Origin of the sequence: Rhodopseudomonas sp. P2A-2r, from assembly GCF_026015985.1 — a bacterium.
In the GTDB taxonomy this organism is placed as follows: domain Bacteria; phylum Pseudomonadota; class Alphaproteobacteria; order Rhizobiales; family Xanthobacteraceae; genus Tardiphaga.
The window spans coordinates 1,731,655-1,752,829 of record NZ_CP110389.1; the positions used below are offsets into that span (position 1 = coordinate 1,731,655).

General features: G+C 65.1%; 18 protein-coding genes and 1 pseudogene. 6 read left to right on the top strand and 13 right to left on the bottom strand.

The genetic code is table 11. The annotated features are described in order from the left end of the window. Positions 1 to 97: 97 nt before the first annotated feature. A pseudogene (locus ONR75_RS08185) lies at positions 98 to 867 on the bottom strand (anti-sigma factor family protein). Between the two features lie 252 nt (positions 868 to 1,119). Beyond that, entirely contained in the window at positions 1,120 to 1,608 is a 489-nt protein-coding gene (locus ONR75_RS08190) for a sigma-70 family RNA polymerase sigma factor (RefSeq protein WP_265082147.1), read from the bottom strand. Between the two features lie 211 nt (positions 1,609 to 1,819). Here ONR75_RS08190 and fabI point away from each other — a divergent pair, with 211 nt between their 5' ends. The 4 genes from fabI (at position 1,820) to ONR75_RS08210 (ending at position 6,045) form a co-directional block, all read left to right on the top strand. After that, complete coding sequence (gene fabI, locus ONR75_RS08195; protein WP_265082148.1) at positions 1,820 to 2,638, top strand: enoyl-ACP reductase FabI; 819 nt, start codon at positions 1,820 to 1,822, stop codon at positions 2,636 to 2,638. A 155-nt stretch (positions 2,639 to 2,793) separates the two neighbouring features. After that, positions 2,794 to 3,393: a histidine phosphatase family protein gene (locus ONR75_RS08200; RefSeq protein ID WP_265082149.1), complete on the top strand. Its 600-nt coding sequence runs from the start codon at positions 2,794 to 2,796 to the stop codon at positions 3,391 to 3,393. Positions 3,394 to 3,697: 304 nt separating this feature from the next. Beyond that, positions 3,698 to 4,783 (top strand): chorismate synthase, encoded by a 1,086-nt coding sequence (gene aroC, locus ONR75_RS08205; RefSeq protein WP_265082150.1) that lies wholly within the window; start codon positions 3,698 to 3,700, stop codon positions 4,781 to 4,783. A gap of 83 nt (positions 4,784 to 4,866) precedes the next feature. Next, positions 4,867 to 6,045, top strand: a complete 1,179-nt coding sequence (locus tag ONR75_RS08210; RefSeq protein ID WP_265082151.1) for an adenylate/guanylate cyclase domain-containing protein — start codon at positions 4,867 to 4,869, stop codon at positions 6,043 to 6,045. 32 nt (positions 6,046 to 6,077) lie between these two features. Here the strand turns inward: ONR75_RS08210 and ONR75_RS08215 are convergent, their stop codons facing one another. Both ONR75_RS08215 and clpS read right to left on the bottom strand, forming a co-directional pair. Then, entirely contained in the window at positions 6,078 to 7,430 is a 1,353-nt protein-coding gene (locus tag ONR75_RS08215; RefSeq protein ID WP_265082152.1) for a GDSL-type esterase/lipase family protein, read from the bottom strand. A gap of 132 nt (positions 7,431 to 7,562) precedes the next feature. Further along, positions 7,563 to 7,868 (bottom strand): ATP-dependent Clp protease adapter ClpS, encoded by a 306-nt coding sequence (gene clpS, locus ONR75_RS08220; RefSeq protein WP_265082153.1) that lies wholly within the window; start codon positions 7,866 to 7,868, stop codon positions 7,563 to 7,565. Positions 7,869 to 8,059: 191 nt separating this feature from the next. On the opposite strand from clpS, the gene ONR75_RS08225 reads away from it, so the two are divergent. Continuing rightward, positions 8,060 to 8,899: a DUF1194 domain-containing protein gene (locus tag ONR75_RS08225; protein WP_265082154.1), complete on the top strand. Its 840-nt coding sequence runs from the start codon at positions 8,060 to 8,062 to the stop codon at positions 8,897 to 8,899. 273 nt (positions 8,900 to 9,172) lie between these two features. Here the strand turns inward: ONR75_RS08225 and ONR75_RS08230 are convergent, their stop codons facing one another. The 8 genes from ONR75_RS08230 to ONR75_RS08265 form a co-directional block, all read right to left on the bottom strand. Next, positions 9,173 to 10,414: a class I SAM-dependent RNA methyltransferase gene (locus ONR75_RS08230; RefSeq protein WP_265082155.1), complete on the bottom strand. Its 1,242-nt coding sequence runs from the start codon at positions 10,412 to 10,414 to the stop codon at positions 9,173 to 9,175. After that, the gene (locus ONR75_RS08235; RefSeq protein WP_265082156.1) at positions 10,407 to 11,162 is read right to left on the bottom strand and encodes a TlyA family RNA methyltransferase; all 756 of its coding nucleotides are present in this window, start codon (positions 11,160 to 11,162) and stop codon (positions 10,407 to 10,409) included. Before ONR75_RS08235 ends, ONR75_RS08230 begins: the two co-directional genes overlap by 8 nt. Before the next feature lies 1 nt (position 11,163). Beyond that, positions 11,164 to 11,712, bottom strand: coding sequence for a nucleoside 2-deoxyribosyltransferase (locus tag ONR75_RS08240; RefSeq protein WP_265082157.1), 549 nt, complete (start codon positions 11,710 to 11,712; stop codon positions 11,164 to 11,166). Between the two features lie 149 nt (positions 11,713 to 11,861). Continuing rightward, positions 11,862 to 13,787 carry a 1-deoxy-D-xylulose-5-phosphate synthase gene (gene dxs, locus ONR75_RS08245; protein ID WP_265082158.1) on the bottom strand — a complete coding sequence of 642 codons (1,926 nt, stop codon included), beginning with the start codon at positions 13,785 to 13,787 and terminating at the stop codon, positions 11,862 to 11,864. Positions 13,788 to 14,123: 336 nt separating this feature from the next. Then, the gene (locus ONR75_RS08250; RefSeq protein ID WP_265082159.1) at positions 14,124 to 14,861 is read right to left on the bottom strand and encodes an alpha/beta fold hydrolase; all 738 of its coding nucleotides are present in this window, start codon (positions 14,859 to 14,861) and stop codon (positions 14,124 to 14,126) included. Next, positions 14,861 to 15,418, bottom strand: coding sequence for a hypothetical protein (locus ONR75_RS08255; RefSeq protein WP_265082160.1), 558 nt, complete (start codon positions 15,416 to 15,418; stop codon positions 14,861 to 14,863). The genes ONR75_RS08250 and ONR75_RS08255 overlap by 1 nt, the downstream gene beginning before the upstream one ends. 188 nt (positions 15,419 to 15,606) lie before the next feature. Then, positions 15,607 to 15,858 (bottom strand): exodeoxyribonuclease VII small subunit, encoded by a 252-nt coding sequence (locus tag ONR75_RS08260; RefSeq protein WP_265082161.1) that lies wholly within the window; start codon positions 15,856 to 15,858, stop codon positions 15,607 to 15,609. Positions 15,859 to 15,931: 73 nt separating this feature from the next. Next, positions 15,932 to 16,861, bottom strand: a complete 930-nt coding sequence (locus ONR75_RS08265; protein ID WP_265082162.1) for a histone deacetylase family protein — start codon at positions 16,859 to 16,861, stop codon at positions 15,932 to 15,934. Between the two features lie 391 nt (positions 16,862 to 17,252). Between ONR75_RS08265 and ONR75_RS08270 the strand changes: the two genes are divergently transcribed. Beyond that, a complete protein-coding gene (locus tag ONR75_RS08270) occupies positions 17,253 to 19,319 on the top strand; it encodes a putative bifunctional diguanylate cyclase/phosphodiesterase (RefSeq protein ID WP_265082163.1) in 2,067 nt (688 codons plus the stop codon). A gap of 39 nt (positions 19,320 to 19,358) precedes the next feature. On the opposite strand, the gene ONR75_RS08275 is transcribed toward ONR75_RS08270, so the two are convergent. Beyond that, positions 19,359 to 20,984: a bifunctional metallophosphatase/5'-nucleotidase gene (locus tag ONR75_RS08275; RefSeq protein WP_265083588.1), complete on the bottom strand. Its 1,626-nt coding sequence runs from the start codon at positions 20,982 to 20,984 to the stop codon at positions 19,359 to 19,361. Between the last annotated feature and the right edge of the window lie 191 nt (positions 20,985 to 21,175).

Consider the following 21,175-nt stretch of genomic DNA (forward strand, 5'->3'; position numbering starts at 1 on the left):
AGCGGATTTTGCTTTGCCGCGCCAGTTCGAACGCCCGGCGGCGCGCTCGAGTCTCTCCCTTGAAAAGGGAGGGTGAAGAAAGCAAGCGCTGTTCGCCCTATCCCCCGCTCTTCTCGGTCTGGTCATAGACCAGCCGCGCCACCTGGTTCAGTCGGTCCTTGTCGGTTGGGCCGCTGACTACGTAGCCGACTCCCTTTTCCGCCCAGAACAATGCACCGTCCTTGTCCTGCGCGGCGTAGCGCATCTGCGTGGCGTCGGTGGTGGCGCGCGAGGTGTACAGAGTGTAGCGCTCGCCGCTCTGGCTCTCATACATGAAGAAGGCCGCCGGGGCTTCCGGGCCGGGCAGCAACCGGCCGCCCACCAGCTTCAGCCCGCTGCCTTCGAGCTCCGGCGCCTTGATCTCATAGCCGACGCGCTTCGACAGCCACTGTTGCAGATGCGCGCGTTCGGAGCCTGCGACCTCGACGGGATGGCGAACCTCGACCACGTAGAGGCGATGGGCGTCCAGCGCATCGACGGTGAAATGCCGGAACGCCGAGGGCGAAGCGGTGGCGCCGCGCGCTAGCCAGCCGGTGCTGCCGCCCGCGACGAAGGCCACCAGCGTGGCGGCGATGGCGCCGTAGACCCAGCGGCGCGGTTGCTGCACCAGCCGGTCGATCTCCAGCCGCTTCGGCACGGCTTCGTCGGCGACGGAATCGTAGCGCGCATGCAGCGTCTCGGCCATCGCCCGCCATGACTGCACCCGCGCGGCCTCGTCGGGATGCGCGGCGAGCCACGCCTCGACATCGCCCCCCGCTCCGCCGGCAACTCGTTGTCGACGTAAGCGTGCAGTTCGTCTTCGGTGACGGGCATGTTGGGTTCGGTCATCGGCGTGGTCTCGTGTGCAAAATGATAGTGGCACGGCTTCTTTTTCCCCTCTCCCCGGGCGCAGCGAAGCTGCGTCTGGCGGAGAGGGTGGCCGCGCGCAGCGCGGACGGGAGAGGGGGCAAGCCCAGCGCTCTGTCGCTCCCCCTCTCCCGGCTCGAATGCGCTTCGCGCCTTCGATCCACCCTCTCCCGCCCAACGCGGCTTGGCCGCGTTCGGAGGAGCAAAGCAGGACGTGTTGCATGACCATCCCCATCACTTCACACTCCGCAGCGCAGGGCGGGCGCCTTCGAGATAGGCTTTCACATGGGCGCGGGCGCGGGCGAGGCGGCTCATGACGGTGCCGATCGGCACGCCCTGGATGTCGGCGACCTCGCGGTAGCTCAGCCCTTCCAGCATCACCAGCAACAGCACCGAGCGCTGGTCCTCGACCAGCGACGCCAGCGCGCGGGCGATGTCGCGGCCCTCGGCCTCCGTGCCGGACGCGTCGGCATTGTTGTCATACAGCTCGGTCATCACAGGCCGCCGCGCCAGCGAGCGGCGCCGGTTGCGGTTGAGATTGGTCAGGATGGTGTAGAGCCAGCTCCTGAGGTCGCCGCCGATGAACAGTCTTTCCGAGCGCAGCGCCCGCACCAGGGTGTCCTGCACCAGGTCGTCGGCGATGTCGGCATCGCGCGCCAGCGCTCGCGCATAGCGGCGCAGGGCCGGGATCATGCTTTCCACGCTCTCGCGAAACGCGCTCATGGCTGTGATGTCATGGGCAGACGGGCCAAGGGGTGATCCTGCAGCGGCGGTCCGGAAATGGCGCTCATGCCAGTCATAACACCTTGGCCGCTCATCTATTCCGGCATTGACGCGGAACGGTAAACGGGGGCTGCCCGGCGCATTTGGGCTGTACCGGGCAGGGCCGCTGGTGTACCCCGAAAGGCTGAATTTCAAGCGGACAGGACACCACATGGTTGAACCCACAGGCCTGATGAAGGGCAAACGCGGCGTTATTCTCGGCCTGGCCAACAACCGGTCGATCGCCTGGGGCATTGCCAAATCGTGCCACGCCCAGGGCGCGGAGATCGCATTTACCTACCAGGGCGACGCGCTGAAAAAGCGGGTCGAGCCGCTGGCTTTGGAACTCGGCGGCCTGGTGCTCGGCCATTGCGACGTCACCGACCCCGCCAGCATGGATGCGGTCTTCGCTGTGCTGAAGGAGAAGTGGGGCAAGATCGACTTCGTGGTCCACGCCATCGCCTTTTCCGACAAGGACGGGCTCGACGGCCGCTATGTGGAGACGACTGCGGAGAATTTCTCCAAGACCATGCTGATCTCCTGCTACTCGCTGACGGCCATCGCGCAACGCGCCGAGAAGCTGATGACCGAGGGCGGCTCGATCATCACCCTGACCTACTACGGCGCCGAGAAATGGATGCCGCATTACAACGTGATGGGCGTCGCCAAGGCGGCGCTGGAGGCCAGCGTGCGCTATCTCGCCGCCGATCTCGGCGAGCAGAACATCCGCGTCAACGCCATTTCGGCCGGCCCGATCAAGACGCTGGCCGCCTCGGGCATCGGCGACTTCCGCTATATCCTGAAATGGAACGAGTACAATTCGCCGCTGCGCCGTACCGTGACCATCGACGAGGTCGGCGACAGCGCGCTGTACCTGCTGTCCGACATGTCGCGCGGCGTCACCGGCGAGGTGCACCACGTCGATTCCGGCTACCATGTGGTCGGCATGAAGCGCCCGGACGCGCCGGATATTTCGCTCAATAAAGACTAGCACCACCGTCATCCTGAAGCGCGCGCCGTCTTCGGCACGCCTCGACGGATGCTGTTCATCGCCGTCGCCCTTCGAGACGCGGCTGCGCCGCTCCTCTCGCCTGAATGCAATGGCGTTCAGGCTCGGGTGACGTTTACGAATTGCAGAGCTCTTCCATGCCCATGCCTGTCATCTACTACATCCGCCACGGCCAGACCGCGTGGAATGCCGCGGGCCGTTTCCAGGGCTCGCAGGACATTCCGCTCAACGATCTCGGCCGCGTGCAGGCCGCCCATGCCGGCGGCATTCTGAAAGATCTAATGACGCGGCACGGCCACACACCGGGCGACTTCGGTTTCGTGTCCAGCCCGCTCGGCCGGGCCCGCTCGACCATGGAATTCGTGCGCGGCCAGCTCGGTCTGCCGGCGGAGGATTATGCGCTCGACGACCGGTTGCGCGAGATCGGCTTCGGCCATTGGGAAGGCACCACGCTGCAGCAGCAGGAAGCGTCGCATCCCGAACTGTTCGCGGCGCGCCTGCTCGACAAATGGGAACTGCCCGCGCCCGGCGGCGAGAGCTACGCCGAGGTGACGCTGCGGATGCGCGACTGGGTCGACAGCCTGACCGGCGACACCGTCGCGGTGGCTCATGGCGGTACTGCGCGGGCCCTGATGGTGGCGCTCGGCGTCGAGACCATCGCCGGCGCCGCCGAGATGCCGATCGAGCAGGGCGCGGTGTATGTGTTCAGCGAGAATGGATTGGCGAAGTATAGCTGAGGCGTCTTCTTCTTTCCCTCTCCCCCAAGCAGCGAAGCTGCGCAGGTGGGAGAGGGTGGACGCGCGCCAGCGCGGCCGGGAGAGGGGAGTGCGGCATTCTCCGGCGTTGGTGGCCGCCCCTCTCCCGTCGCGGACTTCGTCCGCGCCCCCTCTCCCGCCTGCGCGCGGCGTTGCCGCGCTTGTGGGAGAGGGAAGAGTCCCCGCTGCGGCGGCGTTTGACCCCTCGGACCACCCGCGTTACCAGATGTCTGGTTGCAGATTTGGCAACCCACGAAGCCACACCTGACCCCGGGCGAATTTCCCCATGTCCTTCAATACCTTCGGTCACATGTTCCGGGTTACCACCTTCGGCGAGAGCCATGGGCCGGCGATCGGCTGCGTGGTCGATGGCTGCCCGCCGCTGCTGCCGCTCGCGGTGGAAGACATCCAGGCCGATCTCGACCGCCGCAAACCCGGCCAGTCGCGCTTCACGACGCAGCGCCAGGAAGCCGACATCGTCAAAATTCTCTCGGGGGTGATGGCGCATCCGGAGACCGGCGTACAGGTGACCACGGGCACGCCGATCGCGCTGATGATCGAGAACACCGACCAGCGCTCCAAGGACTATTCCGACATCAAGGACAAGTTTCGTCCGGGTCACGCCGACTTCACCTATGAGGCCAAATACGGGTTGCGCGACTATCGCGGCGGCGGCCGTTCCTCGGCGCGGGAAACTGCGACCCGCGTCGCCGCCGGCGCCATCGCGCGCAAGATCGTGCCGGGCACGGTCGTGCGCGGCGCGCTGGTGCAGATGGGCCCGCACAAGATCAACCGCGACAACTGGGACTGGGACGAGATCGGCAACAACCCGTTCTTTTGCCCCGACAAGGACAAGGCCGCCTTCTTCGCCGACTATCTCGATGGTATCAGAAAATCCGGGTCGTCGATCGGCGCAGTGATCGAAGTGATCGCCGAGGGCGTGCCGGCCGGGCTAGGCGCGCCGATCTACGCCAAGCTCGATGGCGAACTGGCGGCGGCGCTGATGAGCATCAATGCCGTCAAGGGCGTCGAGATCGGCGACGGCTTTGGCGCGGCTGAACTGTCGGGCGAGGACAATGCCGACGAGATGCGCATGACCAATCACGGGGCCTCGTTTCTCTCCAATCATGCCGGCGGCATCCTGGGCGGCATCTCCACCGGCCAGCCGGTGGTGGCGCGCTTTGCGGTCAAGCCGACCTCGTCGATCCTGTCGCCGCGCAAGACCGTCGACCGCTCCGGCGCCGACACCGACATCCTGACCAAGGGCCGCCACGATCCCTGCGTCGGCATCCGTGCCGTGCCGGTCGGCGAGGCGATGATGGCCTGTGTCCTGGCCGATCACTTTTTGCGCCATCGCGGGCAGGTGGGCTAGGCTCCCTCGTTCCCCGGACGCGACGCAGCACGAAGTGCTGCTTCGCAGATCCAGGAAACGAGCCCGAGCTTGAGGTTGTAGCATTGACCACCACCATCTCGGATATCACCGACTGGCTGACCGACGGCGCGCGATCGACGCCGAGGCCTGCCGACATGATGGGAGAGTGCTGCAACCGGCTGGTTGCCGCTGGCCTGCCGCTGTGGCGCGTCGGCGTGTTCATTCGCACGCTGCACCCCGAGATCTTCGGCCGCAATTTCATCTGGCGCTCCGGCGAGGAGGTGACTATCGGGTCGGTGGATTTCGATATCCAGGAATCGCCGGAGTTCAAGCGGAGCCCGCTGGCGGTCGTATTCCACGAGGGCGTCGAGGTGCGTTGCCGGCTCGACAATCCCGGCAACAACAGTTTTTCGTTCTTCGATGACATGCGCGCCGAGGGCGTCACCGAATACATCGCGCTGCCGCTGCTGTTCGTCGATGGCATGGTGCATGCGTCGAGCTGGACCACCAAACAGCCGGGCGGCTTCACCGAGGAGCAACTGGCCGATCTCAAGCGGCTGGTGCCGCCGCTGACCCGGCTGATTGAAGTGATCGGCCTGCGCCGCACCGCGTCCACACTCCTCGATACCTATGTTGGCCCCCGCGCCGGCGAGCGCATTCTCGCCGGGCAGATCCGCCGCGGCCATACCGAGACCATGGAGGCGGCGATCTGGCTGTCCGATCTGCGCGGCTTCACTGCGCTGTCGGACCGGCTGCCGGCCGAGCAGGTGGTCGAGATTCTCAATCTGTATTTCGATTGCCAGGTCGCCGCGATCCTGAAGCATGGCGGTGAGGTGCTGAAGTTCATGGGTGACGGCTTGCTCGCCGTATTTCCCATTGCCGGTGACGGCGATGCGAAGGCCGTGTGCGGACATGTTCTCGACGCGGCGAACGAGGCGCGCGCGGCCGTCGATGCCATGGAGTTCCTGACCGGCGAGACCCGCGAGCGCTTTCGCTTCGGCGTCGCGCTGCATGTCGGCAGGCTTCTTTACGGCAATATCGGCGGCGGCAACCGGCTCGACTTCACCTGCATCGGCCCGGCGGTCAATCTCGCGGCGCGGCTGGAAAAGCTTGCCGGACAGCTCCACCGCACCATTGTCGCCTCATCGGCCTTCGCGAGCATCTGCAGCGACGGCTGGCACGAACTCGGCGAATTCCCCATCGCCGGCTTTGCGGAAGCCCAGCATGTCTACGGCCGCGAGGATGAGACACCGTTCTCTTGACCTTGCCGCGCCCTCATCTGCGGGATGAGCCCTCAGCGTTTCGCGGCTGACGGCTTTTCGGTCTCCTTGGGCATCATCAGCTTGAGGTCGATCGCCTGTCCCATCGCCAGATAGCCGGTTCGGTTCGGATGCAGCTTGTCGCCGGGGCCGCCGGTGGTGCTTTCGGGCACGAACTCCGCCTTGAGGCCGCCGCTTTGCGGATCGGTCACGACCTTGTCGAAATCGATCACGCCGTCGAACAGTTTCGAGCTGCGAATGAAATCGTTCAGCGCCTTGCGCTTGTCATCCTGCTCCGTCGATCCGTGCGCGGCACTCGAACTGCCGAGCGCGCTGACCACGGTGGCTCCGAGAATGCGCAGGTCCGGGCGAGCCTTGCGCAGATGCGCGATGCTGCGCCGGTAGGCGTCCATCACCTGATCGGCCGAGGCGTTGCCGTTCTTGCTGAAGTCGTTGATGCCCTCGAGCCAAATCATGGCGGACACGCCAGACAGGCCGAGCACGTCGCGATCGAGCCGCTGCTCGGCGGCGGGGCCGCCCGCGAACGGCTTCAGCGGTCCATATTCCGACGGCCCGGCGACCTGATTGCCGCCGATACCGGCATTGACCACGGCAACCCGGTTGCCATGCTGCATGGCCAGCCGGCGCGCCAGCACGTCGGGCCAGCGATCGTCGCCGTTCATGCTCGATGCCGTGCCGTCGGTGATCGAATCGCCGAAGGCCACGATCGCAAAGCTGTCGGCCGGCATCTTCATCTCCACCGCGTCCATTAAGAACCAGGACGCCGTGGCAAAGGGAAACGCCGCCTCGCTTTCGTCATGGCCCCTGGCGCCGGCGCCGGGCGTCGTGACGTAGGAAGTGGTCAGGGCTTTGGCGTGCCAGGTCATCGGACCGCTGTCGCCGGCGACATGAAAGCTCACCGCAAGCTTGCGTCCAGCGAGGTCGGCGGCATCCGGATCGCGAACGAATGTGAGAGCGACCGGATCGCTCCAGATCGATTGGCCCGGCGGCACGGTGACCGCCGTCTTGCCGGCGAAGGTGACCGGCCGGTTGGTCCCCTTGGCGATCGCTGCGCTGCCGAGCTGCAATCCGGCGAACACGCCGTCGACGCTCAGCGGCTGGGTTCCGAACACGTTGGTGAGGCGAATCCTGGCCTGCCGTCCCCACACCGAGGGCCGCACGATCAGGCGGAACGTCTGGTCGCGCGCACCGGCGGCAGGAGAGGGAAACGCGAATTTCAGGTCGGGCTGCGCCGAGGGATTGCCGACCGGATACGGCCCCTGGGCCGAGCCGGCCCAGCTCACGACCCATTTTGTCGCGCTCTCGGCTGCCGCCAGTTGCGGCGCAAGGAGCAGCAGCGTTGAAAGTGTCGCGATCCGCTTCAGCATGGCATTTCCCCGTGGTTTCTTTTTATCGCGTTGCAGCCTAGTGCAGCCGCTCGCGGTTTGCCAAATCATGTTGCGCCGATGAAGCCCTCGGCCGAGCCGTTCCGCATCGCCGCGAAAGCTTCCGGGCGCGCTCTACTCTTCAGGCTCTGTCGTGAATAGGAGTGGGTAGCCCTTGGCGCGGCCGGCGTCGGTGGCACGGGTGGCCTTGGTCTCGGCAATGTCCCTGGTGAACACCGCCACCACGCAGACGCCGAGCCGGTGCGCGGTGATCATCACCTTGTGGGCCTGGTCCTCGGTCATCCTGAATTCGCCCTGCAGCACGCGCACCACGAATTCGCGTGGCGTGAAGTCGTCATTGACCAGGATGACCTTGTAGAGCTTCGGCCGTTCGACCTTGGGCTTGGCCTTGCTGCGTGGTTTGACAACGGTCTCGGGCATTGCGGCGGCAACTCCAATATGCGGAGCGGGTCCGGCGCGCATTATAATCGCACCGTTGCCGGGCTGTCGATCCGAGGCGACCGCCAAGGCAATCATGCATCCCTGACTTGAAATGTGATAGCAGGCGCTGGTTCCCGCTTTGCGGGCGGTCATTTGCGTGTCACGATCCGACTCTCGACGGGAGGACCGCTATGCGCTGGTGTGTCTCGATTGGAGCCGTGCTTGTCGCCGGAGTAATAGCCGGAGGCGACGTCGCCAGCTTTGCCGCGCCGAAACCGCAGCCGGTGCAGGGCCGGCCGGACCCCACCGTCGATGTCGAACTGGTGCTCGCCGTTGACGTGTCCTACTCGATGGACATGGAGGAACTGGCGATCCAGCGCGAGGGCTATGCCCAGGCCATCATCTCCAAGGAATTTCTCTCGGCGCTGATGACCGGGCCCAACGGCCGCATCGCCGTGACCTATTTTGAATGGGCTGCATCGAGCGACCAGAAGATCATCATCCCCTGGCGCGTGATCGAAGGTCCGGAATCCGCCGATGCCGTGGCCGCCGAGATCATGAAGACGCCGATCCGGCGCGCGTCGCGGACCTCGATTTCCGGCGCCATCAATTTCGCCATGCCGCTGTTCGACGAGAATTCCTGGCACGGCCTGCGCCGGGTCATCGATATTTCCGGCGACGGCCCCAACAACAACGGCGCGCCGGTGACCATCGCGCGCGACGAGGCTCTCGCCAAGGGCATCGTGATCAACGGGCTGCCGATCATGGTGAAGGAGCCGTCGTTCTCGACCATGGATATCGATAATCTCGATCTGTACTACGAGGATTGCGTCGTCGGCGGCCCCGGCTCGTTCGTGATCACCATCAAGGACCGCGACAAGTTCAAGGAAGCCATCCGCACCAAGCTGGTGATGGAAGTCGCCGGCCGCACACCAGAACGTCGCGTCGTGCCGGTGGCCGATGCCAGCAAGGCGCCGCGGGTCAACTGTCTGATCGGCGAGAAGATCTGGCAGGACCGGTGGGGAAGGTAGGGGAGCTTGCTTTCTTTCCCCTCTCCCCCAAGCGCAGCGAAGCTGCGCGCAGGTGGGAGAGGGTGGATTGAACACGCGTAGCGTGTTCAAGACGGGGAGGGGCTCTTTAAGACCGGGCGTGTGGCAAAACCCTCTCCCGCCTTCGCTGCGCCACAGCCGATGCGTTGCATCGGCGTTTATGTTTTGGAACGGCGGCCGCAGGCCGCCTGTGCACCCTCTCCCGCGGCGCGCAGCTTCGCTGCGCTGGAGGAGAAGGGGAAGCAAGGGGCCGCTCTACCTCCTGAACCTCGCCACCAGCTCCACATGCGGCGTGTGGCGGAACTGGTCCACCGGGGTCACGCTCTCCATCTTGTAACCGCCGTCGATCAGGATTTTGGCATCGCGCACAAAACTCTGCACGTTGCATGACACCGCGACCACGGTCGCGATCTTGCTGGCCGCGAGTTTCTCCGCCTGGGCCTGCGCACCCTGGCGCGGCGGATCGAACACGACGCAATCGAAGTCGCGCAATTCCTGCGGCACCAGCGGTCGCCGGAACAGGTCGCGGGCCTCGGCCTTGATCGGCTTCAGGCCCGAGGTGTCCTTTGCCGCCTGCTGCAGCGACAGGATGGCGCCTTCGTCGGAATCATACGCCGAGACGCGCGACTTCGCCGCGAGCCGCAGCGCGAACGGGCCGACGCCGCAGAACAGGTCGGCGATGATTTTCGATCCCTTGCAATAGCCCAGCACCAGCGCGGCCAGGGCGTCCTCGCCGGCGCGGGTGGCCTGCAGGAACGAGCCGGGCGGCAGCACCACCTGCGCCGTCCCCATGGTGATCACCGGCGGCGCACGCATCAGCACCAGCTCGCCGTGGCGGGTCAGGCGCGTCAGTCGGTGTTCTTCAGCGATCCTCGACAGCTTGGCGATCAGCGGCGTCGGCAACGGTCCGGAGCCGCGCACGTCGACGTCGAGGCCGTTATTGGCGGCGGTAACCTGGATGTCGAGCGGCTTGCCGTTGGCGAGCCCCAGCGGCTCGGCCAGCGCCCAGGCGGCGTTGAGGGCGCCCTCGAGGCCCGGATCGAGGATCGGGCAATGGTCGATCGGGACGATGTCGTGGGAGCCGGCGGCGGTGAAGCCGACCTTGAGCACGTCATGGGTGCCCTTGCGGGCGTGCACGGTCATGCGGCGGCGGCCGGCGCCGTGCGCATCGATCAGGGGCGCGACTTCGCAGGCGATCTTCGCATGGGCCAGGGTGTCGACCACGATCTGGCGCTTCCACGCCTGATAGGGCGCGGCCTGCCAGTGCTGGATGGCGCAGCCGCCGCAGGCGCCGAAATGCGGGCAGAACGGTTCAATTCGCTCGGGGCTCGCGCTATCGACGCGGATCAGGGTACGGCGGTCGGGATGGCCGTGGACCGGCCCGGCCTCGACGGTCTCGCCACCGAGCGTGTAAGGCACGAACACGGTGTTGCCGCCGGCATAGGCGACGCCGTCGCCGCGCTGGCCGACGTGATCGATAGTCAGGTGTTCATCCACGGCGTGCTCCGATAAAGAATTCGACATTGCCGTCGCCGCCGGTGATGGAGGAAGGGAAGACGTCGATATCGACGCAGCCGAGTGACGTTGCGAACGCCACGATGTCGTCGCACACTTCCTGATGAACCGCTGCATCCTTGATGATGCCGCGCTTGCCGTGTTTGCCCTGCGCCTCGAACTGCGGCTTGATCAGCGCCAGCAGGTGCATCGGCGACGCCGCCAGCGACAACGCCACCGGCAGCACGGCCTTCAGCGAGATGAAGCTGACATCGATCACCACCACGTCGGGCCGCGCCGGCAGTCGCTTGTTCTCGTAGCCGCGGATGTCGGTCTCTTCCATGGAGACGATCTTCGGGTGGCCGTGCAGCGAAGGGTGCAACTGGCCGCGGCCGACATCGATGGCGAACACCATGCTGGCGCCGTTGGCCAGCAGCACTTCGGTGAAGCCGCCGGTGGAGGCGCCGACGTCGAGGCAGACGTGATCATCGATCTCGATGGGGTAGCGCTCCAGCGCACCGGACAGCTTGACGCCGCCGCGCGAGACGAACGGATGCGCGGGCTCTGCCTGGATCGCGGCATCCTCGGCAATGCTCTCCGAGGCTTTCGCGACCAGTTTGTCGTCGGCGGTGACGAGGCCCGCCTCGATCGCCGCCTGCGCGCGGGCGCGGCTCTCGAACAGGCCGCGCTCGACCAGCAGCAGGTCGGCGCGTTTTCGCGGGGTCGGGGTGTTGATGCTGCGCTTGGCCATGTCAGCGCAACGAACGCGCGGCAAGCTGCACGCAGGCCTCGAACGCAGTGAGGTCGTGCCAGAGGTCGTCAGGGCGGACCTGCGGCACCACCAGCGGCGCGCCGTGCAACTCCAGCGCATGGATCATCATCAGATTGTCGGTATGGCCGAAATCTTCCACGGTCAGCCCGTCGGCATCGACAAGGCGGCCGTCCTGCGCCGTCACCGCGCTTATCCGGCTGACGCGGTCGACATACAGCGCGGGATCGTTGGAATAGGCAAAACAGCGCTTGCCGCGCCCGGCCATGTAGCCGAGCTCATAGACCGTGCCGGCATCGGCGCCGGGGCCGCGAAACGGCGTCAGATTTGCAATGATCGCACAGGCCTCGTTCATCATGGCCTCGTTGCCGCGGAAGATGTTTAGCGACGCATCGCGAGCGGAGAGATCGACGAGGTTGTCGAGCGGATAGAGGCCGGTGAGACCGGCGCGGGCGCAAACCTCGACCTTGCGACGCCCCATATCAACGGCGTCCGGCAGAAACACGTCGGGGCCTGCGAGGTAGATCTTCATGTGTCTCGCCGCCGGGCTCGTATGTCGTCACCCGGCTTGACCGGGTGACCCAGTATACACCGCGCTATCCGAGTTTACTGGATCGCCCGGCCCTGGCGCGCAATCGCGTGCAGGCCGGGCGATGACAACGGAGTATGCGTCGTACTCTTTTAAGCCAGCTTCACCGTCTCGGCCTTGAAGTCCTTGCCGAGGGCGTCGAACACTTTCTTCACGATGCCTTTGGCGTCGAGACCGGCATAGGCATACATGGCAGCCGGCGAATCGTGATCCTGGAATTCGTCCGGCAGCACCAGCGAGCGCATCCGCAGGCCGCCGTCGAGCATGCCGTGTTCGGCCAGCAACTGCATCACATGCGAACCGAAGCCGCCGATCGAGCCTTCCTCGATGGTCAGCAGCACTTCGTGGTCGCGCGCCAGCTTGAGGATCATGTCCTCGTCGAGCGGCTTCATGAAGCGCGCATCGGCGACGGTCGTGGACAGCCCCAAGGTCGCCAGTTCATCGGCGGCCTTCTCGCATTCGGCGAGGCGGGTGCCGAACGACAGCAGCGCGATCTTGCTGCCCTCGCGGACGATGCGACCCTTGCCGATTTCCAGGGGAATGCCGACTTCCGGCATATCGACGCCGCGGCCTTCGCCGCGCGGGTAGCGCAACGCGCTCGGGCGGTCGTTGATGGCGACCTGGGTGGCGACCATGTGCACCAGTTCGGCCTCGTCGGACGCCGCCATGATGACGAAGTTGGGCAGGCAGCCGAGATAGGCGTTGTCGAACGATCCGGCATGGGTGGCGCCGTCGGCGCCGACCAGGCCGGCACGGTCGATGGCGAAGCGCACCGGCAGGTTCTGGATCGCCACGTCGTGGACGATCTGGTCATAGCCGCGCTGCAGGAAGGTCGAGTAGATCGCGACGAACGGCTTGAAGCCCTCGGTCGCAAGGCCGGCGGCGAAGGTCACCGCATGCTGCTCGGCAATGCCGACGTCGTAGGTGCGCTTGGGGAATGCCTTGTTGAAGATGTCGACACCGGTGCCCGACGGCATCGCCGCGGTGATGGCGACGATCTTCTCGTCCTTCTCGGCTTCCTTCACCAGGCTCTGGCCGAACACGTTCTGATAGGCCGGCGCATTGGGTTTGGATTTAGCCTGGGTCCCGGTGGCCACGTCGAACTTGACCACCGCGTGGTATTTGTCGGCGGCGGCTTCGGCCGGACCGTAGCCCTTGCCCTTTTGCGTCACCACGTGGACCAGGATCGGGCCGGTCTGCATGTCGCGGACGTTCTGCAGCACCGGCAGCAGGTGGTCGAGATTGTGACCGTCGATCGGGCCGACGTAATAGAAGCCGAGTTCCTCGAACAGGGTGCCGCCGCCGGCCATGAAGGCGCGGGAATACTCTTCGACGCGTTCGGCGCGGTCGGCGATCACCTTCGGCAGGTGCTTGCCGAGCTGCTTGGCGGCTTCGCGCAGCGAGCGGTAGGTCTTGCCGGAATACATGCGCGACAGGTAGGCCGACATGGCGCCGACCGGTGGCGCGATCGACATGTCGTTGTCGTTGAGGATGACGATCAGGCGGGAATTCATCGCGCCGGCATTGTTCATGGCTTCATAGGCCATGCCGGCCGACATCGCGCCGTCACCGATCACGGCGATAACGTTGTTCTTGCCGCCCGACAGGTCACGGGCCACCGCCATGCCGAGGCCGGCGGAAATCGAGGTCGAGGAATGCGCGGCGCCAAACGGATCGTAGTCGCTCTCGGTGCGCTTGGTGAAGCCGGACAGGCCGCCGGGGGTGCGCAGGGTGCGGATGCGGTCGCGGCGCCCGGTCAGGATCTTGTGCGGATAGGCCTGATGGCCGACATCCCAGATCAGCCGGTCGCGCGGCGTATCGAAGACGTAGTGCAGGGCGGTCGTCAGTTCGACGACGCCGAGGCCGGCGCCGAAATGGCCGCCGGTCACCGACACCGCGTCGATGGTCTCCTGACGCAGTTCGTCGGCAACCTGGCGGATCTGTTCGACCTTCAGCTTGCGCAGGTCTTCCGGAGTCCGGATGGTGTCGAGAAGCGGCGTCTTACTAAAATCGGTCACGGCGTTATTCCAATTTTACATGTCTTGGGCGGCGTCTGGCGTCGGTTGAGTCTGCCACGCGGCAAATCCATCCGGACATTCGCTGCCCCTGAACTGGGAACATGATCTCGAAGCATTACAATGTGCTCCGGGGGATCAATGTGATAACTATCACTCTTAGCAGCTTCGTCTTTCGAACGTTTTCGTTTGATGGTTGAAGCGCTTATCAACGTTAACGGCCGGCGGCTTCGCCAGACCTTCAGCGCATAGTCCCTCTCGCTTTACACCAAAGTGGCTGCCAAAGCCAACCGTCGTGCCCAACCGTTCGGCACGGTCAAGGTTGCAGGGACTGCCGGATTAGCCGATCCTGCGGATGGACGGTTCCGGCGTCGCGGAACCGGAGATACCGGGGCTTTCCGAGCCCAAATTCAGCCGATTCCAGGCCTGACTGCGCGTTTCGCCATCTCCAGTGACCAGTTTCAGGGCCGCCGTCGGGTTGTCCATCCGTTCTCTCAAGGGAACCGGGCCGCAGACGATCATGAAAAAATCGTAGGCATGGGGTCGCTCATTGGCCATGACGAACTGGAAATGCACCCGGAAGAACTTCCAGCGGAAGCGGTTGTAATGTTCCGGCCTGATGACTTCACGAAACCGAACCGGGACGATGACCGGATTGCGCCGGTTCGGGCCGGCGTCGATGCCCTGGCCGGCAATCGGGTCGAAGGGGAAGAAATTCATGACGTCCTTGCGCGACTGGCAATCGATCCAGTCGATCGACGGCTCGACGGCGAGCTGGCGCAGCCGTTCGCGAAACCCCGTCGCCGCCTTGTGGAAGCCGACGATCGGCATGTTGCCGCCCAGCGTCAGCAGCACGATCCGCGGGCCGTGGCGGCCAAGCTCGGGATCGAGCCGCAGCGCGCGGGCCAGGATCGCCGCCCCCAAGAACGAACCGGAGCTGTGGCCCACAAGCACGATTTCTTCGGCGTCGCTGCTGCTGGCGACCTTGACGAGGTGCTGCGCGAAACGGTCGATCCGCGCATCCCAGTCCGGGCGGTTGCCGTGCGAGAACTGCCAAGTGAAGATGGTGTCCGACATCAGATAGAGCAGATAGGTGTAATTTTCCGTGGTCTTGAGCAGCGTTCCGAGCACGGCGACGAATACGCCAGCGGCGCCGCGGCGGCCAGGAAGCCGTGTATGCCGAGCGCCTGCAGACCCCATCCGAATGCCCATGCGATCCCGGCCGACCAGATCGCCTCGTTCAGCAGCAGGACGTGCGGGTAACTGATGAAAGTGGCGAAGCGCCAGTGCGCCGACCAGAACCGGCCCATGGTGCCGGAGAACACCAGCCGCCAGTAGATGGCGATCGCATAGGCCAGCGTGCGCCAGACCGGCCAGGCGAGGTCGCGCTGGATCAGGTCTTCCCAGCGCAGGAAATCGTAATCGGTGCGGGTGTGCCAGCCGGCGCCGGTGGTTTCGATGCTCCAGGACGCGGTCTCGCCTTCCGGCGGCCCCTTGGGCCGGCTGACGGTGGTGGCGAGGTCATAGAGTCGGCCGAATTTGCGCAGTTCCGTGCGAAACATGCGGTAATATTGTGCCAGGCCGCGCGGATCGTAGCCCTGCACGTAGATGATGTGGCGGTGCTGTACGCGCACGCTGTTGTCCCAGGTCCGAAGTTCGCTTGACGCGCCGCCGCCAGCGAGGGTCGCCGGAGTGACACCGACTATAACAGCCGCGCCGCGCGCCATATCCCCAATTGTGCTGCAGCCGTCGTCCCGCAGTGCCGAAATCGGCTTATTTCTCAGGGTGATGCGTTTATGCCGCGGCGCCGACGCAGGCGGCCCTACTGGACATCGAGCGGTTCGGTGCCGGTCGCCTGGCCATTGGCGTCGGTGGTGATCTTGTCGACCCGGGCCTCGGCCTGCCGCAGCAGTTCGTCGCAGCGCCGCTTCAGGGCCTCGCCGCGCTCGTAGATCGCCACCGATTCCTCGAGCGGCACCTTGCCGTCCTCGAGCCGTTTGACGATCGTTTCCAGCTCTTCGATGGCCCGCTCGAAGCTCAGCTTCTTGACGTCTGCATGGGTGTTCTCGGCCATTCGCATTCCCGGAAGCGCGTTCGTGTTCGCGCGAAGTCAAAGACAGGTTTGAGGGCGTATTGTGGCGGGGAAGTCAGGCGCCCATCAGCGCGATGACGTGCTCACCCACCGATTCCTTGAGGCCCTGCAGATCATAGCCACCCTCGAGCACCGAGACAATGCGGCCGCCGGCCGTGGCGTCGGCGACATCCATCAGCTTGCGGGTCACCCAGCCGAAATCGGTGGCATCGAGATTGAGGGTCGCCAGCGGATCGCGGCGGTGCGCGTCGAAGCCGGCGGAGATGATGATCAGTTCCGGAGCGAATTTGCGCAACTGCGGCAGGATCAAGTTATCGAACGCGGCGCGAAACTTGAGGCCGCCGTCTTCGGAGGCGAGTGGCGCATTGACCACGGTGTCGTGCTCGCCGCGTTCGCCTGAGGCGCCGGTGCCGGGAAACAGCGGCATCTGGTGCGTCGAGCAATACATCACCGTGGGATCGGCCCAGAAGATATCCTGCGTGCCGTTGCCGTGGTGGACGTCGAAATCCACCACCGCCGCGCGGGCGATGCCATATTTGCGCTGCGCGTAGCGCGCTGCGATCGCCGCATTGTCGAAGAAGCAGAAGCCCATGGACTTGTTGATTTCGGCGTGGTGGCCGGGCGGCCTTGTGGCGACAAAGGCGTTGGCGGTCTCGCCCTTCATCACCGCGTCGGTGGCCGCGACCGCGCCGCCGACGCCGCGCATCACCGCTTCCCAGGTGCCCGGCGACATCGCGGTATCGCCGTCGATATAGGCCATGCCGGTGGTCGGCGCGATGTGACGCAACTCGTCGATGTAGTGGTTGTCGTGGCACAGCGCGACCGTGTCGAGATCGCCCTCCGGCGCTTCGCCGCGCGTCAATGCGCTGAAGCGATCCTCGGCCATCGTCAGGGCAACCGCACGCATCCGGTCCGGGCGTTCGGGATGGCCGGGCGGGGTGAGGTGGTTGAGCGATGCCGGATTCGACAACAAAAGCGTGGTCATTCGGATGATCCTGGCAGGACGAATGCGCAGTGGCGATTGAACGGTAATCTAGTGGCTCACGGCCTGTTCGGAAAGGGCCGTGTCGCGGCCGTCGCAATGGCGTCGCGTAGCCATGTACCGCGTTGCCGCGCGTGTGACGGAACAGCAGTCATGGTGTGGCAGACAAGGGCGCGGATGGTCCGATGCACGTAATTTTGCTCTCGCCTTTTACTTCAAATTGACGTCGCTTCGTTTTGCCGTGCTGGGTCTCGATTGATTCAGAGGGCGTAAAGCGGCAATTGATATCGCTATGGTGAAGTTCCGCGCATCTGTTTGCAGCCTTGATGCGAGCACGCGACTGCGCAGGACCGGAGGCGCCGTTTGGCGATGTTGCGGTCAGTGAAAGCGATCAGTGAAAAGTCGGAGTGCCACGTTCCATCTGCTGCGTTCGGTCTGGCCCTTCGTGGCTATCGTCCTGCTACAGGCGGTGCTCGCTGCCGTGAGCATGGAAACGTTGTCGTCAGTCAGGGCCTACGTCGCCGGCGAAAGCCTCTGGTCAAAGGGCCAGAAGGGAGCGGTGTACGCGCTGAGCCTCTACTCGGAAACCGGCGATGAAAAATACTACCGGCAGTATCTGGCGACAATTGCCGTGCCGCTGGGCGACCGGATGGCACGCCGGGCGCTGGAGCAGAGGCCGCCGGATCTGGACGCCGCCTATGAAGGCTTCCGGCAGGGCGGCAACCACCCGGAAGATATCGGTGGCCTGATTTGGTTGTTTCGCTATTTCAGCGATGTCAGCCATCTCGCCAAGGCTGTCGACAGATGGCGGGATACCGACCCTGTCCTTCAGGAACTGGTCAATATCGGCGCTGAAATTCATCTGGAGATCGTCAGCGGAGACATTCCGGCCGGTCGCGTCGAAGTCTTCAAGAGCCAGATCTTCGAGCTCAACGATCGCCTCACGCCGCTGGCGATGGCGTTTTCCGAAAGCCTCGGGCAGGGGTCGCGGTTCATCAAGCGCCTTCTGGCTGTTGTCAACATCTTCACCGCCGCCCTGCTGATCGTGCTCGGCGTGTGGTGGACCCGCCATGCGCTCGTGCAGCGGCAAAAACTCTCGGACGAGCTGCAGGCGGAACGCGGACGGCTGGCGTTCCAGGCCACCCACGATGCCCTAACCAGCCTGGCGAACCGTCGCGAGTTCGAGCGCCGGCTGGCGCAGGCGCTGACGCAGGTCGGCGTCGGCGACCGTCGGCAGGCCGTGATGTTCCTCGATCTCGACCAGTTCAAAGTCGTCAACGACACGTGCGGCCATGCCGCCGGCGACGAACTGCTGCGTCAGTTGTCCTGCCTGCTGCAGGATGAGCTGCGCGCCGATGACCTGCTGGCGCGCCTCGGCGGCGATGAGTTCGCGATCCTGCTGGAGGATTGCGGATCGGAATTCGCCGTCGCTGCCGCCGAGCGTCTTCGTGAAGCGGTCCAGCAGCTGCGTTTCGTCTGGAGCGGGCGTGGGTTCAACGTCACCGTCAGTATCGGCCTAGTGTGCATCTCGGAGCCCGGCGCAACGGTCGGAGAGACGCTCAAGGCCGCCGATGTCGCCTGCTACATGGCCAAGGAGAACGGACGCAACCGCCTGGAGATCTATTCGCCAAGCGATACCGAACTGATGCAGCGCGTTGGCGAGATGGGCTGGGTGCAGCGGATTCGCGAGGCGCTGGAGAGCAACAGTTTCTGCCTGTATGCCCAGAATATTGTCCCGCTCGCCGCAGGCGGCAGGGAAGGGCTTCACGTCGAGCTGCTGCTGCGCCTGCGCGGCGAAGCGGGACAGCTGATCGCGCCCGGCAGCTTCATTCCTGCTGCCGAACGCTACGGCCTGATGACGCTGATCGACCGATGGGTGATCCGCAATGCCTTTGCGATTCTGGCGCAGCGCATGGCGATGCCCGGTGCCCTGCCGATCGCGACCTGCGCCATCAATCTGTCGGGTGCCTCGTTCCGCGACGACGGCTTTCTGGAATACATCCGCACGCAGCTGCGCCTGCATGGAATTCCCGCCACGCTCATCTGCTTTGAGATCACCGAAACCAACGCCATCGCCAACCTGCCCGACGCCAGGCGGTTTATCGACACCCTGCAGCAGGTCGGCTGCCGCTTCTCGCTCGACGATTTCGGCAGCGGCATGTCGTCGTTTTCCTACCTCAAGCAGTTGCCGGTCAACTACCTCAAGATCGACGGCAGCTTCGTCAAGGACATGCTGGTCGACCCCATCGATCGTGCGATGGTCGAGATGATCGTGCGCATCGGCAAGGTGATGGGGAAACGGACGGTGGCCGAATTCGTCGAGAGCGACGACATCCGCCGTGCCCTGCAAAAGATCGGCGCGGACTACGCACAGGGTTACGCGATCGGCCGGCCGGAGCCGTTCGACAGCTTCAGCAACTTCGTCGACCTCGGCGAAACCAGCAAGTGCGACGTGGCATAGCGTCGTCGGATCGACGGCGCGGCAGGCCTGCTGCGTCGCTCAGTCCAGCCGTTTGATGCGATCCGCCGCGGCCGGCGACACCGGGCTGTTGGCCTTGAAGTAGGCATACAGCGCATCGACATCGTAGACCCCTGTCTGTTGCGCGGCGCCGTCCTTCAGCGCGGTGAAGCCGTCGCCGCCGGCGGCGAGGTAGTCGTTGAAGGTGACGCGATAGGTCTTGTCCGCTTCGATGCGCTGGCCGTTGAGCATCATGCTCTCCGCCGCGACCCGGCTGCCGAACGGTTTGCTGCCGTCCCAGGCGTAGCTGAATCCTTTCGAGACCTGCAGGATGCGCGGCCGCTTGGGATCCAGCCATTGCTGCTCCAGCGCCGTCTTGATCTGCGCGCCGGTCAGCGACCGCGTCACCATCAGGTTGCGGAACGGTTGCGCGGCAAACACGTCGCCGTAGCTGATCGCGCCGTCGGCGCTCATGGCGATGTCGTTGCGGATGCCGCCGGGATTGGTGATCGCCAGCACCGCGCCGCCGTCTTTCTCCGCGGCGGTGGCGGCCAGTTGCGCGTCGGCGATGATGTCGCCGAGCGGGCTTTCGCCGGCCGCGTTGGGCACGCGCGTCAACGTCGCGGTGACGGCGCCGGCCGGCCGCGCGGCGATGGGACCGGCGACCTTGTCATAGGCCGCGAGCAGCGCGGTCTGCGCGGGATCGGCCGCGTAGTCCCTGGTCCGGACGATGACATTGCCGGCCGTGGCGCTGACGATGTCGCGGCTGGCGCGGTCGAGCTTGAGGTCGATGGCGGTGACGATGGTGCCGTATTTGTCGCCGGAGGTGACGAGGCGCCCGTCGATCTGGCAGGTATAGGCGCGGTGGGTGTGGCCGCTCACCACCACGTCGACCGCTTTGTCGAACTTCCTGACGATATCGACGATCGGGCCGCTGATCCCCGGACATTCGTTGTAGTCGCCGGTGGGAAAGCCGCCTTCATGGATCAGCACCACGATGGCCTCGACGCCCTTGGCCTTCAACTCCGGCACCAGCGCGTTGACGGTGTCGGCCTCGTCGCGGAATTCCAGCCCGGCGATGCCGGCCGGCGACACGATGTTCGCGGTGCCCTTCAATGTCAGTCCAATGAAGGCCACCGGAATGCCGTCGAACTGCTTGATGGCATAGGGTGGAAACACCGGCCGGCCGGTCGCGGTCTCGACGGTGGAGGCCGCGAGATAATTGAAGGTCGCACCCATGAACGGATGCGGCCCCCGGCAGCCGTCGACAGGATGGCAGCCGCCGTTCTGCATGCGTTGCAACTCGCGCAGGCCCTCGTCGAATTCGTGGTTGCCCACGGACGCGACATCAAGCCCCATCATCGACAGGGATTCGATGGTCGGCTCGTCATGGAACATCGCCGACAAAAACGGGCTGGCGCCGATCAGGTCGCCGGCGGCGACGAAGATGCTGTTGGCGCGGCCGGCGCGCAGCTGCCTGACCAGCGTCGCCATATGCTCGGCGCCGCCCGCCGCCACCATGATCTTCTTGGTTTTGTCCGCGGGGGCGTCGATGGCAATGCCGCCCGGCGGCGGCCGCAGATTGCCGTGAAAGTCGTTGATGGCGAGGATGCGGACATCGACGGTCGGGGACTGGGCGAAAGCGGGCGCGCAGGTCGCCAGCGACATGGCGAACGCGGCAACCGCGAGGCGCGCGATCTTCACCTCTCCCCGTCCTTTACGGGGAGAGGTCGACGCGCAGCGCAGCGGAGCTGGTCGGGTGAGGGGCGGGGCACGCGGCCAGCTGCAGGGAAGATATTTCGGATCGCACTGCAGGCCTCATGCTGTTGGTGTCGTCAGTTTCTTCGCAATCGACGCAG

Bases quoted from the DNA above. Each gene is read 5' to 3' on its own strand.
- ONR75_RS08225 (WP_265082154.1), top strand. From the start codon at position 8,060: ATGCGCTGGTGTGTCTCGATTGGAGCCGTGCTTGTCGCCGGAGTAATA.
- ONR75_RS08260 (WP_265082161.1), bottom strand. From the start codon at position 15,858: ATGGCCGAGAACACCCATGCAGACGTCAAGAAGCTGAGCTTCGAGCGG.
- ONR75_RS08240 (WP_265082157.1), bottom strand. From the start codon at position 11,712: ATGAAGATCTACCTCGCAGGCCCCGACGTGTTTCTGCCGGACGCCGTT.
- ONR75_RS08215 (WP_265082152.1), bottom strand. From the start codon at position 7,430: ATGCTGAAGCGGATCGCGACACTTTCAACGCTGCTGCTCCTTGCGCCG.
- ONR75_RS08275 (WP_265083588.1), bottom strand. From the start codon at position 20,984: ATGTCGCTGGCGACCTGCGCGCCCGCTTTCGCCCAGTCCCCGACCGTC.
- fabI (WP_265082148.1), top strand. From the start codon at position 1,820: ATGGTTGAACCCACAGGCCTGATGAAGGGCAAACGCGGCGTTATTCTC.
- ONR75_RS08235 (WP_265082156.1), bottom strand. From the start codon at position 11,162: ATGGCCAAGCGCAGCATCAACACCCCGACCCCGCGAAAACGCGCCGAC.
- ONR75_RS08250 (WP_265082159.1), bottom strand. From the start codon at position 14,861: ATGTCGGACACCATCTTCACTTGGCAGTTCTCGCACGGCAACCGCCCG.
- ONR75_RS08200 (WP_265082149.1), top strand. From the start codon at position 2,794: ATGCCCATGCCTGTCATCTACTACATCCGCCACGGCCAGACCGCGTGG.
- ONR75_RS08190 (WP_265082147.1), bottom strand. From the start codon at position 1,608: ATGAGCGCGTTTCGCGAGAGCGTGGAAAGCATGATCCCGGCCCTGCGC.
- aroC (WP_265082150.1), top strand. From the start codon at position 3,698: ATGTCCTTCAATACCTTCGGTCACATGTTCCGGGTTACCACCTTCGGC.
- clpS (WP_265082153.1), bottom strand. From the start codon at position 7,868: ATGCCCGAGACCGTTGTCAAACCACGCAGCAAGGCCAAGCCCAAGGTC.
- ONR75_RS08265 (WP_265082162.1), bottom strand. From the start codon at position 16,861: ATGACCACGCTTTTGTTGTCGAATCCGGCATCGCTCAACCACCTCACC.